The following is a 14,066-nucleotide window of genomic DNA, read 5'->3' as shown; positions in this document are numbered from 1 at the left end:
TTTTCATGCGCTTTTTTGCAATTGGCCGCGACCTGCGTTTTATCGGCTTATCCGCGCAATGCCTGTAGGCGATAGAGCGCCTCAAGCGCTTCGCGCGGGGTCATGTCATCGGGATTGATATCACCAAGGGCATCGAGCAATGCCTTTTGATCGTCCGACAGGGCAGGTGTCGCTGCGCGGTCTTCCTGTGCGGCCTGTTCAATGGCGGCGGCGAACAGTGGCAGGTCATCGGCCAGTTTTGAAACAGCCCCGCCCTGTTGGCCCTTTTCAAGGGTTTTAAGCACCTGTTCGGCGCGCTTGATCACGGGTTTTGGCAGGCCAGCCAATTGGGCGACGTGAATGCCATAGGATCGGTCCGCGCTGCCCAAGCCAACTTCATGGAGGAAGACAACCTCGCCCTGCCATTCCTTGATCAGCATGGTGTGGCATGACAAATGATCCAGCTTGGCGGCAAGGGCGGTCAGTTCGTGATAGTGGGTGGCAAAAAGGCCGCGACATTTATTGATTTCATGAAGGTTTTCGACCACCGCCCAGGCAATCGACAGACCGTCAAAGGTTGCCGTCCCGCGCCCGATTTCATCCAAAATGACCAGCGACCGATCGGTTGCCTGATTAAGGATCGAGGCAGTTTCGACCATCTCGACCATAAAGGTGGATCGACCGCGCGCCAGATCATCAGCCGCGCCGACACGTGAAAACAGCCGGTCAATCACGCCGATATGGGCCTTGGCCGCCGGGACAAACGCCCCGATCTGGGCCAAAACGGCAATCAGGGCGTTCTGGCGCAGGAAGGTCGATTTACCAGCCATGTTTGGACCGGTGATCAGCCACAGGCTTTGTTCATCTTCAAGGCGGCAATCATTGGCGACAAAGGGCGAGTCGGCGTTTTCACGAAGGGCGGCCTCGACCACCGGGTGCCGCCCGGCGGTAATATCAAACGACAGGCTGTCATCAATTTGCGGGCGGATGCAGTTCCGGTCACGTGCAAGTTCGGCAAGGGCGGCGGAGACATCAAGCCCGGCGAGTGCCTGCGCACATTTGGCAATGTCGTCGGCCTTGGCAAGCACCGCCTGAACCAGTTCTTCGAACAGTTCAAGTTCAAGGGCGAGGGCCTGATCGCCCGCCTTGGAAACCTTGCTTTCAAGTTCGGACAGTTCCACGGTCGTAAAGCGCACGGCATTGGCCATGGTTTGACGGTGAATGAACTCATCAACCTCCATCATCTTGTCGGCATTTTTGGCCGACACTTCGATGAAATAGCCCAGAACGTTGTTGTGTTTGACCTTAAGGTTGGCAATGCCGGTTTGCTCGGTATAGCGGGCCTGAAGGTTGGCGATCAGCTTTTTGCTTTCGCTTGAGAGCATGCGCAATTCATCAAGCGGCGGATGATATCCCCCGGCAATAAAGCCGCCATCGCGCGCCATCAACGGTAGGCTTTCGGCAATGGCGCGGCGCAGAAGATCAATCAGATCGCCGTGATGGCCCATGCGGGTGACGTGATCGGCAAGTGATTCGGGTTGGGCGGTCAGGCCATCATTGCCGCCATCGGGCTTCTCAAGCAGATTACCAATGGCAAAGGAACACGCCAGCCCATCGCGCATGGCGGCCAAGTCGCGCGGCCCACCGCGCCCGACGGATAAACGTGACAGGGCGCGTTCAATATCGGGACATTCGCCAAGACCGGACCGCAAATCAGACCGCAATCCATCGCGATCATGGAAATATTCGACCAGATCAAGGCGTTTGTTAACGTCATCGGCACTGGTCAGCGGGGCCGACAGACGGGCAGCCAGCAAACGTGCACCAGCCCCTGTTTTGGTGCGGTCAATGACCGACAGCAACGATCCCTTGCGATCCCCTGACTGGGTCTGGATCAGTTCGAGTGACCGTCGGGTGGCGGCATCAATTTCCATTGCCGCCCCGGCGGCAAGGCGGGTCGGCGGGGACAGGCGCGGCATCTGACCTTTCTGGGTCAGTTCGACATAGTCAATCAGGGCACCTGCGGCAGACAGTTCGGCCACTTCAAAGCCGCCAAAGGCGTCCAGTGCTTCGACCTGATACAGCTTTTTCAGGCGCAATTGCGCGTTTTCGGCATCAAAGCGCGCAGAAGGCTGCGGGGTGATGATGTTTTTATATTCGGAATAAAGGTCAAAAACGTCCGGGCGGTTGAGCAACCGGTCGGAAAACAGGATTTCACCGGGATCAAGCCGGGCAAGTGCTGCGGGCAATCCGCCCATATCGGTCGGCTGAACGTAAAAATCACCGGTCGACATATCAAGCCATGCCAAGCCGACCTTGCCGCGCAGTTCCGATACAGCGGCGAGATAGTTATGGCGGCGCGCGTCAAGCAGGCTGTCTTCGGTGAGGGTGCCCGGCGTGATCAGACGGACGACACCGCGTTTGACCACGGATTTGGCCCCGCGTTTTTTGGCCTCGGCCGGGTCTTCCATCTGTTCGCAGACAGCTACACGGAATCCCTTGCGGATCAGACGCTGAAGATATGTTTCGTGACTATGGACGGGAACACCGGCCATGGGAATTTCGTTACCTTGATGCTTGCCGCGTTTTGTCAGGGCAATATCAAGGGCTTCGGCGGCTTTGACCGCATCGTCAAAGAACAGCTCGTAAAAATCGCCCATCCGATAAAACAGCAGGCAGTCCTGATACTGTTCCTTGATTTCAAGGAACTGGATCATCATCGGGGTCGCACCCTCCAGCGAAAAGGATGGTGCGATGGGTGTGGTATCGGATGTGTCAGCGATATTGTTCATGATGGTTTTGATAGCAAACCCTGAAGGCATTTACGAGGGGCAAGGAGCCGCGGTGATAAAACTTGATCTATGCCATTGCAACGCCTGAATTTCCGTAAAATATAGATAGTAAGGGATCTTTCGTTCCAGACGGCATGATGGCGTGAAAACGAACGGATGACCAGTCATCAAGGAGACAGCAAAATGTCAGAAGACCAGACCACAACGCAGGCCCCGGAACTGGTAGGTTTGTTCGACACCAAAGACAGTTTTGACGCGGCCGTGCGCGAATTGCGCGATAGCGGTTTTAAGCGCACGGATCTTTCGGTTTTGAGTTCCCACGAATCGATTGATGTCGCCGGATCAGACGGGCGATCATGGGGCGATGTGCTGACAGCGCTTGTCGGGGAAGTCAAATATGAGGTGCCCTTGGTAGCATCGGGCGCGATTGCGCTGTTTGGTGGGGCGGCAACGGCCCCGGCGGCAATTGCGGTGGGGGCTGGTGTTGGGGCGGTGGCCCTGCGCGAATTTATCGGCGAAGTCACATCGACCCCGCATACTGATGATTTTGCCCGTGCGATTGATGCCGGGTCCGTGATCCTGTGGGTGCGAATTGCCCCGGACAATAAAACCGGTGAGAGTGCGGCACAGGCGATTTTGCAAAAGCATGGCGCGACCAACATCCACCTGCATCAGGCAAAATAACGCCTGATTGCAGGTTAGGCACAGATGAAAACGGCTATGATTTTAAAGGCGACCCACAGCGGCCGCCTTTTTTCACTCTGTGGAATGATCGCATAAGGCGGCATTGCTTGGCAAAACGGGGTCAGGTTGATGATGTTGGGGGCGATGTAATTATCGCACTGAAAAAGAACGATAATTCCGCCAGATCATTGTCTTGATGCGGTCTGTTATGGCAGTGGCGGATACAAAGAGATGGGCCGTTTTGACCTGCTCAAATGGTGGTTGTTGCGGCGCAACATACGGAAAACGCTACGTAATTCTGCGGTTGCCGTTAACGTCGCCTTTGACCATGGGCGCGAAGCCTGTTTTATTGTTCGGTTCGATGAGGCGGTCCCACACCGCAAACTTGTCGAACGAAATGAACTACACACAGCTTTCCATCCCACCACGCAAGCGTCAGTGAAAACACAATGTCAGATTCAGAAATCAAGGTTCGCGACCGCGAAGCGCTGCTGTTTCATTCCAGCGGCCGTCCGGGCAAAATCGAAATCACGCCGTCCAAGCCGCTGACCACCCAGCGCGATTTGTCCCTGGCGTATTCGCCGGGCGTTGCGGTGCCCTGTCTTGAAATCGCCAAGAACCCGGCGACGGCATATGATTATACCTCCAAGGGCAACATCGTTGCGGTGATTTCCAACGGTACAGCCGTTCTTGGTCTTGGTAACCTTGGCGCGCTGGCGTCCAAGCCGGTGATGGAAGGCAAGGCTGTTTTGTTCAAACGCTTTGCCGATGTTGACGGCATCGACCTTGAAGTTTCGACCGAAGACGTTGACGAGTTTGTCAATTGCGTGCGCTTCCTTGGCGCATCGTTTGGCGGCATTAACCTTGAAGATATCAAGGCGCCAGAATGTTTCATCATCGAGCAACGCCTGCGCGAAATCATGGATATTCCGGTATTCCATGATGATCAGCACGGTACAGCGATCATTGCAGCATCGGGGTTGATCAATGCCTGCGACCTTACCGGGCGCAAATTGAAAGACATCAAGCTTGTTATCAATGGCGCTGGTGCGGCGGCAATTGCCTGCTGCGAGTTGGTCAAAAGCATGGGTGTGTCGCACGATAACGTTATTATGTGTGACACGCGCGGCGTGATCTATAAGGGTCGCGAAGATGGCATGAACCAGTGGAAATCAGCCCACGCAGCCGACACCGATGCCCGCACGCTTGATGATGCGATGGATGGGGCGGATGCGTTCTTTGGTCTGTCGGCCAAGGGGGCGGTGACGACCAAGATGGTCAAAAGCATGGCCAAAAAGCCGATCATTTTTGCCATGGCCAACCCGGACCCGGAAATCAGCCCGGAAGAAGTCGCATCAATCCGCGATGACGCGATCTGTGCCACCGGGCGGTCGGATTATCCCAACCAGATCAACAACGTGCTGGGCTTCCCGTATATTTTCCGTGGCGCACTTGATGTGCAGGCCTCAACGATTAACGAGGACATGAAAATTGCCGCAGCCCATGCGGTGGCATCTCTGGCGCGCGAAGATGTGCCCGATGAGGTGGCGGCAGCCTATTCCGGGCGGCGTTTGCAATATGGCCCGGAATACATCATTCCGGCCCCGTTTGACCCGCGTTTGATTATTGCGATCCCCAAGGCGGTTGCACAGGCCGCAATGGACAGTGGTGTGGCGCGTCGTCCGATCATTGATATGGCGGAATATGAAAATCAGCTGCGCGGGCGTCTTGATCCGACGGCAGCACACCTGCAGCTGATTTCCGATTATGTGCGCGCACATCCCAAACGGATCGCCTTTGCCGAGGGCGAAGAAGAAACCGTTATTCGCGCCGCTGTTGCCTATCGCAATTCTGGCTATGGCACGCCGATCCTGATCGGCCGCGAAGACCGCATTCATGCCAGTGCCAAAAACCTTGGTATTGAAACGCTTGAAGGGGTCGAAATCAGCAATGCGGCCCTTTCGGATCGCAATGCGGAATATGCCGAGTTCGTGTATGAACGCCTGCAGCGCAAAGGGTATCTGTGGCGTGATTGCCAGCGGATGGTGAACCAGAAACGCAACGTTTTTGCTTCTGTCATGGTGGCAAAGGGGCATGCGGACGGTTTGATCACCGGGCTTACCCGGAACTTCAATCGCAGCTTTACCGATATTGCCAGCGTGATCGACGCCAAAGAAGGCGAAATCCCGATGGGCCTTTCGATTGCGATTGCCAAGGGCCGGACGGTGTTTATCGCCGATACCCGCGTGCATAATGTGCCCAATGCTGAACAGCTTGCCGAGATCGCCATTCAGGCGGCCGAGAAGGCCCGTCAGCTTGGTCATGAGCCGCGTGTGGCGTTGGTGTCGCATTCGACGTTTGGCAACCCGTACAGCGAGGATACCGACCGTATCCGTGAGGCGGTTGGCATTCTTGAACGCAGCAATGTTGATTTCGAGTTTGATGGCGATATGGCGGTGGATGTTGCGCTCGATACCGAGCTTTTGAAGCTGTATCCGTTCTGTCGTCTGTCAGGTCCGGCAAACGTTCTGGTGATGCCAGCCCTTCATGCGGCGACGACTGCGTCCAAGCTTCTCGATAAACTGGGCGGTGGTACGGTGGTTGGTCCGGTGATGATCGGGCTGGAAAAACCGGCCCAGATTGCCCAGATGGGGGCAACGGTCAACGATCTGGTTAATTTGGCAGCGCTTGCCGCGCATGACGCCGAACATAATTAAGACCGGATTGATCGACGATTGAAAATGGCGGGGGCGCGTAGGCATCCCCGCCATTTTTTATGACGGATTGGTTTTGACGGTGGCCAAAATACGTTTGGGGTTACTCAATCGAGGTTACTCAATTGTCTGGCCAAATACCGCAATCGCCCCGCCAAGGGTCGCAAGGGCCAGATACCAGATGACTTTGGGCAAGCCTGATTTCTGTTTGATGGCGATGACGGCGGCGAGCCCCGATTGCAGGCCGTAATAGATGGCAAACCCGCGTGAGGCGTAATTTACAATTGCGAAAATATCGGCCGCCCATGTCAGGGCAATCCCGATCACGGCGAGAATGAAATAAGCCTGTGGTTCGCTGATGCGATTGCGCGACAGTTCGGTAAACAATCCGCCCGAACCGCTGGTGTCGGCGATGGCGGCACTAAGCTGTGAGGCCAGGGCGGCAGCAACCAGCAAGAAGGGCAGAATCGGCGCGACAATCTGCATCATATTGATGATGCCGGTTTCGGTCATCGACATTTGGTCGGGCCGAAACACATAGGCAATCAGCACAATGTAGACCACGTAAATCACGGTCGAGAGCCATTGCGCCATACGCATCGATCGGATGCGTGTTTGCGCATCATAGACCGCGCCAAGATACCGGGACGTTTCAAACCCCTGTACGGTGATCAGCAATCCCAGCGCCATGGTTATGGCCGGCCAACCGGTGACGGTTTCGGGGTTGAAGATCAGCGTTTCATGGATTGCCTGATCGCCAAAATTGACAATCAAGCCAATCACCAGTCCGGCAATGATCGCCAGTTTGATGGCGACGGAAAAATATTCCATCCGTTCGAGGCTTTTAAAGCCGTTGGTGCAGCCGATCAGAACGATCAGGATGAAAACGCCACTGGTTAAAAGTTTGGCATCAAACCGGCTATCAAACGGTGTCATGCTGAGCGCGAAGGCGCCGAGTAAGTTCAGGTAATAGGAAACAGAAATAATATAGGCAAATGCCAAGGCCCAGGATGAGATGGTCTCAATCCTTTTGGCCAATGTGCCGTGCTGGCCTGTGATGATTGCGTCTTCGCCTGTCGCAATATTTGACCGGATCACGCCGCCAAACATGTAGGCGACAATACAGAGCCCACCCATGACCCATGGCGCAAAACCGCCAAATGCATGGCTTAGAACCGGGCCAAGCAACAAAAATCCGCTGCCGATGATTGAGGCCAGCGGGGTGACAACCGCGCGCCAAAGGGTGAAATGGGCGACACGTGGCAGCACCAAAACCACACCGACAGCAAGTGTGGTTAATGCAATGATCAAATCAAATGTCATGGGGTTTTATACCAAGGATCATTTTACCAATGGTGACCATAGGCGATACAGGAGAGATGTTTGAGGCAGAGCCTTGATTTCAAGCAGAATATAGGGTGTCGTCAGGTCATAAGATAGTGCGGTTTTAACGCGTCGGCCCGTTGGGATGGTGATGATCTTGTGTTGGCGTGTGGAAAGGCCGGGGATTGTGATAATCTGTTCGAAGCGTGAATGTGAAAGTGTGACGTTTGTCTTGGCCTGATTTTCGCCGCATGGCGTGGGTAAAATAAGATCATCTTTGCCGTTCTGTTAGAAAATAGGAAATTGTTCATGGGCCAAATGACCCGATTTTTTGCCGTTTTGATGTTGTTCCCGTTGCTTGCTGCCTGTGAAGGGGAACAGGCCAAAGGCCCAACTCCGGATGAAATTACCACGGCTGTGATCGAACGTTTCCGCGAAGACCCCTATGCCAAGGTCGGTCATGTGGAAAATGTTACCAAGACCAACAGCATTTCCGAAGATGATGACGAAGTCATTGCCATGGTGCGTTACGAACTGGTGTTTGACCGTACGGTGTCGGAATTTGCTGATGACGTGACGGAAAAGGGAAAAGCAGCGGGCGATGTGGATGCGGTTGGCGATACCGTCAGCGATGCCATTGATCTGGTGAAAACCAAGATGCTGGCCCTAAAGGAAGGCGCGTTCAAAGCCGGGGACCGCCGGGTTGTTGAAAATGAAATCCGTCTGGTGAAATCCGAAAAGGGCTGGATTTATCGCGACCGTCCTTAAACGGCAAACTGAACATTTCGGCCTGTGCCGTCCTAAAATACGTTGACGGTTTTCAAGGAGCCAGCGGATATCATCCGCTGGCTTTTTGATGCACTTGTTCTGGGGTTTGCATCGCCAGTGCGAGGTGCGGTCGCATGGTATTGTATGTCTGTATAGCCTCCTTGACCAGTTGCCTGAGATCTTCGAATGTCTTGCAGCGGTGAAACAGGAATTCCTGTTTGAGAATGCCGTTGATGCGTTCGGCCAGCGCGTTCTGATAGCAATCATATCCATCTGTCATCGACGGAGTGATCCTGTGTTTGCGCAAGACAGATTGATAGCAGCCAGAGCAGTACTGTAATCCCCGGTCAGAATGATGGATCAGGGGATGTGTCGTCAGTCGATTGCGCACCGCCTGTTTCAGGGCGCCCACCACATCCGATGCTTTCATTTCATGGCTGAGAATATGCCCCATGATTTTGCGCGAGAAGGCGTCGGTGACCAGAGACAGATAATGGATGCCCTGGTCGCTCTCGACATAGGTGATGTCGCTGACAAAAATCTCCTCGGGGCGAACCGCCTTGCGTTCGATCAACAGGTTTGGGTGTTTACGCATCCAATGACGACTGTTGGTTGTCTTGGTGAAGTTCTTGCGCGGCCTGATCAGAAGGCGTTGTTCACGCAACCAGTCAAACAAACCATCTCGCCCCAGCTTGATGCCAAATCGGCGCAGATCCCCGGCAAGCAGGTGATAGAGTTTGCGTGTGCCGAGACGGGGCATGTGTTGACGCAAGCGCATCACACATGCATGCAGCGGTTCAAGCTGCACCTGTCGCTGTCGACGACGGTGCAGTAATTGGTAAACCGATTGCCGTGACAAACCAAAACAACGGCAGCTTCTGCTCAGACTGACTTTGCCTTGCGCCTGTAATGTTCTTGCAGTTCGGATAAATACTTTTTTCGCAAGCCCGCTCCATATTCCTGATCCATGATCGTGATCATGCCATCAAGGACCATGACGCGGATACGCTCATCCTCAAGTTCCTTTTCAAGGCGCTTGATCTTCTGTTCCGGGGTTTCTTCTGATTTGGACATGGCAGTATGCCTCGCTGTGGACCAGTCGAGCTTACCATGTTTGCGCAACCAGTTCAGGACAGTACTGCGTCCCTGAATGCCATAGCGGCTCTGCGCCTGCTTGTAGGTCATCTCGCCTTTTTCAACCTGATCAACAACAGCGAGTTTAAAGCCCATGTTGTAATCTCGTTGCGTGCGCTTACGACGTACTTTGCCTGAAGTAGACATTGTCATCTCCTCTAGGTGACAACGTATTTCAGGACGGGACAGCCAAATAAAAAAGGGATCAAAATGGATCCCTTTTTTGTGACTTTTGTCATGGTGACAACAGGTCTGATCAGTCTTCAAGAAATGCCAGAACCTTTGGTGGGGGTGGCACGTCATCTGCGGCAAACGCCAGTCCGTCAAGGTCGGTCAGATCGTTGACCCGCATGATGGCATGCAGGCTATCGACATATTCTTCGCCGCGTTCGGAATATTTTGTCAGGGTGGATGCAAGGTCCCAGCCTGTGACCAACTGCCCGTCGGCGCGCAGCTCAGCGCGTTTTTCGCGCAGCACCTGATAGGCCGGATGTGAATTGATGTTGCGTGCATAGGCCCGCACACTGTCCATCAGGCTGGCAAAGGCCTTGATGACGTGGGTTTTGCCATCTTCGCGATCTTCGGGAACAATGCCTTCGTCATCGCCCCACGCCCATTGACCAAACAGGGCATTGCCCTTGCGCACGAAACGCGACGTGCCCCAACCGCTTTCCTCAGCCGACTGGGCGAGCATTAAGGAGGTCGGGATAATGTCGATGCGTTCAAGCAAGGCCGTGATGCCACCATCGGTCACGCGATAGCGTTTCATCAGTTGTTCGACCCATTGCTGATCATTGGCGTTGACCGGGATGCCGGAAATACCTTTGGCCTGAATGGCCATCAACCGTTCACGACGGACAATGATTTCCTCGTTCACGCGCATCGAGAGCGGCAGCATGATGCGGAGGAAAAGCTGTTTGCGTTCATCGACAGATGCCAGTTCGCCAAGCCCTTTGGGGACGCGTTTGATGTAAACGCGCGGGACTTCGGTAACATCGGGCAGGCGATAGCCGATGCTTTTGAAGTACTGGCCCAGTGCGATGACTTCAGGACCCCGGCGATAGGCCGGTTTGGTTTTTTTGACAACAGCATCATCAATCACCTCCACAGAAGTTTCTGTGTCGGGGCTTGTTGGTACTGGCGAAATATCAATTCCGGCAAAAATGCCAATATAGAGTAAGCTGACCGCTCCGACGAGCGAAGCGAGCGCAATTTTACGGTAATTTCCAGTTTCTGCGCTAGTCATCATTCTATCTCCAGGGTCACTAGGGTCAGGACGTAATGAATTAATAGGTCCTGACCCTACACTGTCCATCCCAAGTGGCCGTTATCTATGCCTGCCGACGGCAGGGATCGCAACGGACAATATTCCCGTGGTTGAGAAGTCCCCGCGATCCTTTACGTTCGGCGCGCAATAAGAACGCCCGGCGCACAGAAAAGTTTGCGCCGGGCGTAAGAATTTTTTAACGACTCGGAAAATTAGTCAGCCATGACGGGTTCAACAGCCTGAACTTCAGGCACGTAATAGCGCAGCATGTTTTCAATGCCCATTTTCAGGGTCGCGGTGCTGCTGGGGCAGCCGGCACATGCGCCGTGCATTTCAAGGTAAACAACACCGTCTTCGAACTTATGGAAGACAATGTCGCCGCCATCCTGTGCCACGGCCGGGCGGACACGGGTATCAAGCAGTTCCTTGATCTGGCTGACCAGTTCGTTGTCACCTTCGGCCGCGGTACTGGCGCCGGTTGCGGCATCCGAATTTTGATCAAGAACCGACTGACCAGAGGTGTAATGCTCCATGATCCCGCCGAGAACCTGGGGTTTCAGGGTCTGCCAGTCTTTGGAGTCGTCTTTGGTGATGGTGATGAAATCACCGCCGAGAAAGACACCGGCGATGCCATCAACTTCAAACAGCTTGCGCGCCAGCGGCGATTTGACGGCTTCGTCGCTTTTGACAAAGTTTGCTGTGCCCAGACGGCCCATAACCTCTTCGCCCGGCAGGAATTTGAGCGTCGCGGGGTTCGGGGTCGGTTCGGTTTGAATGAACATGGTTGCTTGTCCTCTCACTCTGATTACCGGGGCGAATGCGCGCCCGCTCGGCAATCTGCGTTTCATATGGTTAGCCCTTAAATGGGGCAAAAAGGCGAAAAGATCAAGTCGCAGCGCGCGGGTCAGGTATTCGCAAGCTGCGATAGGGAGCCAAAATGATGATTAGCGCTGCAGGATGCTGCTGATTTCGCGTATCTGAGTGCGGGCCCTGAGCAGGTAAAAACCAAGACCTGCCAGATGGTTGGGGAAAATGATGCCGTCAGCCGACCCATTGACCACCACCAGCGGATCAAGGGCGGCAGCGGCCTGAAGAGAGCCAACCATTTCTGCCCATGCCGGGGCGACCTGGCGCTCATTGATGACCTGTTCGAAATCGGTGCCAAGATCGCGCAAGATCAGGCTATAGGCATAAAGGCGGCCCTTGGTGGCATAGAACACGTCATCAGCCGTACGATCAAAGACCGACGGAGCGTCAACCTTGTCGTCAATCACGGCAGATGCCGAACCAAGATCATTGGCAAACCGGTTCAGGGTTTCCTGCAGGTTATCGGCGCGGCGTTCAAAAACCGCATTTCCGTTGATCAGGCGCTGATTATATTTATCGAGCGAACGGATGGCGTCGCGATATTGCTGTTCAGAGGTGACACCGGGCAGCAGCGATACACTGGGATCAAACACCCATTTGTCACCACGGAATTTCAACAGGCCTGCGGCATTGTCAAGATCCGGATCGACCTGACTTGATCCGCGTGTGCGGCCAATCTGATCAGACAGCTCGATCGAAAAGCGCGACAGGGCATAGATAATGCCGGTCTGGAAGTTTGGCATATTGTCAAGAGCCCCGCCGGGCAGGAAAAACGGATCATTTGCCGTCCAGCGATTCTGATTAACTTCGCGGTCAATCAGGGCAGCGGCGGTGTTGACCGCATGGCTGCCACCTTGATAATTGCCAGAAAAATCCGGATTATCATCGACGTTGTGGATCATTGCCATGCCTGCGGGATAATATACCGCAGCGACAAGAACGATTATGGCAAGGCCGCGCAGCCAGAATTTGCGCGATCCGAAAACACCTTTCAGACGCGATCCAAAACCTGCTATGCCACCTTTTTTATAGAGATAATCGTCTTCAATCATGACCTGTCCTGTAATTATATCCGGCCAATGAACCTAGGATGTCAGCGCTCAAACGGCAAGTGCATGATTTTACGGATTGATGGTGATGTATGTGTCATACGCTGCCAGACGCAGAACTGTTTCCAGATCGGGTTCTGACAAGGCGACGCAGCCTTCTGTGCCAATGTAACCGGGTTTGGCGACATGCATAAAGATTGCAGACCCTTTTCCGGGAACCGGCGGGTCATCATTATGGCCAAGGACAACCACGATGTTATAGACGTTATCGTCACGCCATAGCTTCTCATGGCTGGCATCGAACGGCAGGCGTACCGGGCAGTTATAGTCACGATGGGTTGGGTCGTCGCACCAGCCATCGGCAAAGGAAATTGTTGTTACCGGCAATTTGGTGCGCGGGCACGGTCTGTGATCCGCGCGATACATCACGTAGCGCAGCCGCCAGCGACCGGCCGGGGTTTTGCCATCGCCTTCGGTTTTATCCTTGGCCTCAATGACACCGTTTACCCCCAGCGCGCAGCGAAAAGCATCATCACCCACGCGCAGCATGCCATCCGACGAGACAGAAATCTCGACCGGCTGGGAAACAGAATGTGCGATGGCCTCGCTTTGCATTCGATCAGTTTCCTCGTGGCAATGGGCAATGTCGTCTTGGACAGCGTTTCAAATCGATGTTCATCAGCTGTCACAGGGACGGTGCAAAACAACAACGGTAGAAATGTGGCAAATCGAACGTTTCGCAAGTCCGTTCACAAATCATTGATACGATTAATTTTGCTGCCTGGCCTTGTCGGTCTTTAAAAAGACCTGTCGATAGGGCGGGGAATGGCGTGTTTGTCTGTATTTTAGATATGGCAAGCCCGATCGCATTTCGCCATAGGTGAAAAAAACAACGCCCTGCCATGAGACAGAGCGTTGCTGTAAAATCTATCGCTTGGCGTCAGTCCAATTACTTGGCGAGACGGGTCACACCTTCTTCGATCAGGCTGGCGGCTTTTTCAGCGCCTTCCCAACCGGTGACTTTGACCCATTTTCCTTTTTCGAGATCTTTGTAGCGTTCGAAAAAGTGCTAAATCTGATCACGGAAAATCTGTGGCAGATCTTCATGCGATTTGATGTCGGTGTAATAGGGGTCGATCTTGTCATGGGGAACACAGATCAGTTTTTCGTCCTGACCGGCTTCGTCTTCCATAATCAGAACACCGACCGGACGGGCCCGGATCACCGAACCAGCAACAACAGGCTCGCGGAACATGACCATCGCATCAACCGGGTCACCGTCTTCACCAAGGGTGTTGGGGATGAAGCCGTAATTGACCGGGTAGTACATCGAGGTATGCAGAAAACGGTCAACGAATACCGCACCGGAATCCTTGTCGACTTCGTATTTGACCGGACCGCCCTGCGGAATTTCGATGACGACGTTGACGTCCCACGGAACATCTTTACCGACGGGAATCTTATTGAGATCCATCTGGGAAAATCCCTT

At 54.1% G+C, this 14,066-nt stretch carries 10 protein-coding genes and 1 pseudogene; 3 read left to right on the top strand and 8 right to left on the bottom strand.

From position 1 onward, the window contains the following. Positions 1 to 47 precede the first annotated feature (47 nt). On the bottom strand, positions 48 to 2,771 hold the full coding sequence (mutS, locus tag AC0VXT_RS19965; protein WP_475546805.1) for a DNA mismatch repair protein MutS: 2,724 nt from the start codon (positions 2,769 to 2,771) through the stop codon (positions 48 to 50). A 183-nt stretch (positions 2,772 to 2,954) separates the two neighbouring features. On the opposite strand from mutS, the gene AC0VXT_RS19960 reads away from it, so the two are divergent. Together AC0VXT_RS19960 and AC0VXT_RS19955 are read left to right on the top strand one after the other, a co-directional pair. Further along, positions 2,955 to 3,455 carry a hypothetical protein gene (locus tag AC0VXT_RS19960; RefSeq protein ID WP_102783628.1) on the top strand — a complete coding sequence of 167 codons (501 nt, stop codon included), beginning with the start codon at positions 2,955 to 2,957 and terminating at the stop codon, positions 3,453 to 3,455. A gap of 449 nt (positions 3,456 to 3,904) precedes the next feature. Continuing rightward, on the top strand, positions 3,905 to 6,172 hold the full coding sequence (locus AC0VXT_RS19955; protein WP_022733605.1) for an NADP-dependent malic enzyme: 2,268 nt from the start codon (positions 3,905 to 3,907) through the stop codon (positions 6,170 to 6,172). A gap of 114 nt (positions 6,173 to 6,286) precedes the next feature. On the opposite strand, the gene AC0VXT_RS19950 is transcribed toward AC0VXT_RS19955, so the two are convergent. Beyond that, entirely contained in the window at positions 6,287 to 7,492 is a 1,206-nt protein-coding gene (locus AC0VXT_RS19950; RefSeq protein ID WP_475546804.1) for an APC family permease, read from the bottom strand. A 309-nt stretch (positions 7,493 to 7,801) separates the two neighbouring features. Between AC0VXT_RS19950 and AC0VXT_RS19945 the strand changes: the two genes are divergently transcribed. Continuing rightward, positions 7,802 to 8,260, top strand: coding sequence for a hypothetical protein (locus AC0VXT_RS19945; protein ID WP_022733603.1), 459 nt, complete (start codon positions 7,802 to 7,804; stop codon positions 8,258 to 8,260). A gap of 70 nt (positions 8,261 to 8,330) precedes the next feature. On the opposite strand, the gene AC0VXT_RS19940 is transcribed toward AC0VXT_RS19945, so the two are convergent. From AC0VXT_RS19940 to ppa, 6 genes and pseudogenes are all read right to left on the bottom strand, one after another. Next, positions 8,331 to 9,541 (bottom strand): IS3 family transposase gene (locus tag AC0VXT_RS19940; protein ID WP_475546803.1). Its coding sequence is split into 2 segments (ribosomal slippage): positions 8,331 to 9,187 and positions 9,187 to 9,541, totalling 1,212 coding nucleotides; the frame shifts between segments, so codons are not numbered across the junction. Between the two features lie 109 nt (positions 9,542 to 9,650). Further along, positions 9,651 to 10,643, bottom strand: coding sequence for a glucosaminidase domain-containing protein (locus AC0VXT_RS19935; protein WP_475546802.1), 993 nt, complete (start codon positions 10,641 to 10,643; stop codon positions 9,651 to 9,653). A gap of 230 nt (positions 10,644 to 10,873) precedes the next feature. After that, entirely contained in the window at positions 10,874 to 11,443 is a 570-nt protein-coding gene (locus AC0VXT_RS19930; protein WP_022732890.1) for a NifU family protein, read from the bottom strand. A 162-nt stretch (positions 11,444 to 11,605) separates the two neighbouring features. Beyond that, positions 11,606 to 12,580, bottom strand: coding sequence for a DUF2333 family protein (locus AC0VXT_RS19925; protein WP_022732889.1), 975 nt, complete (start codon positions 12,578 to 12,580; stop codon positions 11,606 to 11,608). 69 nt (positions 12,581 to 12,649) lie between these two features. Next, positions 12,650 to 13,192 (bottom strand): L,D-transpeptidase family protein, encoded by a 543-nt coding sequence (locus tag AC0VXT_RS19920; protein WP_475546801.1) that lies wholly within the window; start codon positions 13,190 to 13,192, stop codon positions 12,650 to 12,652. Positions 13,193 to 13,526: 334 nt separating this feature from the next. Then, positions 13,527 to 14,051: pseudogene (ppa, locus tag AC0VXT_RS19915) on the bottom strand (inorganic diphosphatase). Positions 14,052 to 14,066 lie beyond the last annotated feature (15 nt).

This window comes from Thalassospira sp. Z349TD_5, assembly GCF_056173045.1.
This window is presented reverse-complemented; position numbering and strand designations above follow the sequence as displayed.

Excerpts from the sequence above, each read along its gene's own strand:
- AC0VXT_RS19945 (WP_022733603.1), top strand. The coding sequence starts at position 7,802 with ATGGGCCAAATGACCCGATTTTTTGCCGTTTTGATGTTGTTCCCGTTG.
- mutS (WP_475546805.1), bottom strand. The coding sequence starts at position 2,771 with ATGAACAATATCGCTGACACATCCGATACCACACCCATCGCACCATCC.
- AC0VXT_RS19935 (WP_475546802.1), bottom strand. The coding sequence starts at position 10,643 with ATGATGACTAGCGCAGAAACTGGAAATTACCGTAAAATTGCGCTCGCT.
- AC0VXT_RS19955 (WP_022733605.1), top strand. The coding sequence starts at position 3,905 with ATGTCAGATTCAGAAATCAAGGTTCGCGACCGCGAAGCGCTGCTGTTT.
- AC0VXT_RS19920 (WP_475546801.1), bottom strand. The coding sequence starts at position 13,192 with ATGCAAAGCGAGGCCATCGCACATTCTGTTTCCCAGCCGGTCGAGATT.
- AC0VXT_RS19930 (WP_022732890.1), bottom strand. The coding sequence starts at position 11,443 with ATGTTCATTCAAACCGAACCGACCCCGAACCCCGCGACGCTCAAATTC.
- AC0VXT_RS19950 (WP_475546804.1), bottom strand. The coding sequence starts at position 7,492 with ATGACATTTGATTTGATCATTGCATTAACCACACTTGCTGTCGGTGTG.
- AC0VXT_RS19925 (WP_022732889.1), bottom strand. The coding sequence starts at position 12,580 with ATGATTGAAGACGATTATCTCTATAAAAAAGGTGGCATAGCAGGTTTT.
- AC0VXT_RS19960 (WP_102783628.1), top strand. The coding sequence starts at position 2,955 with ATGTCAGAAGACCAGACCACAACGCAGGCCCCGGAACTGGTAGGTTTG.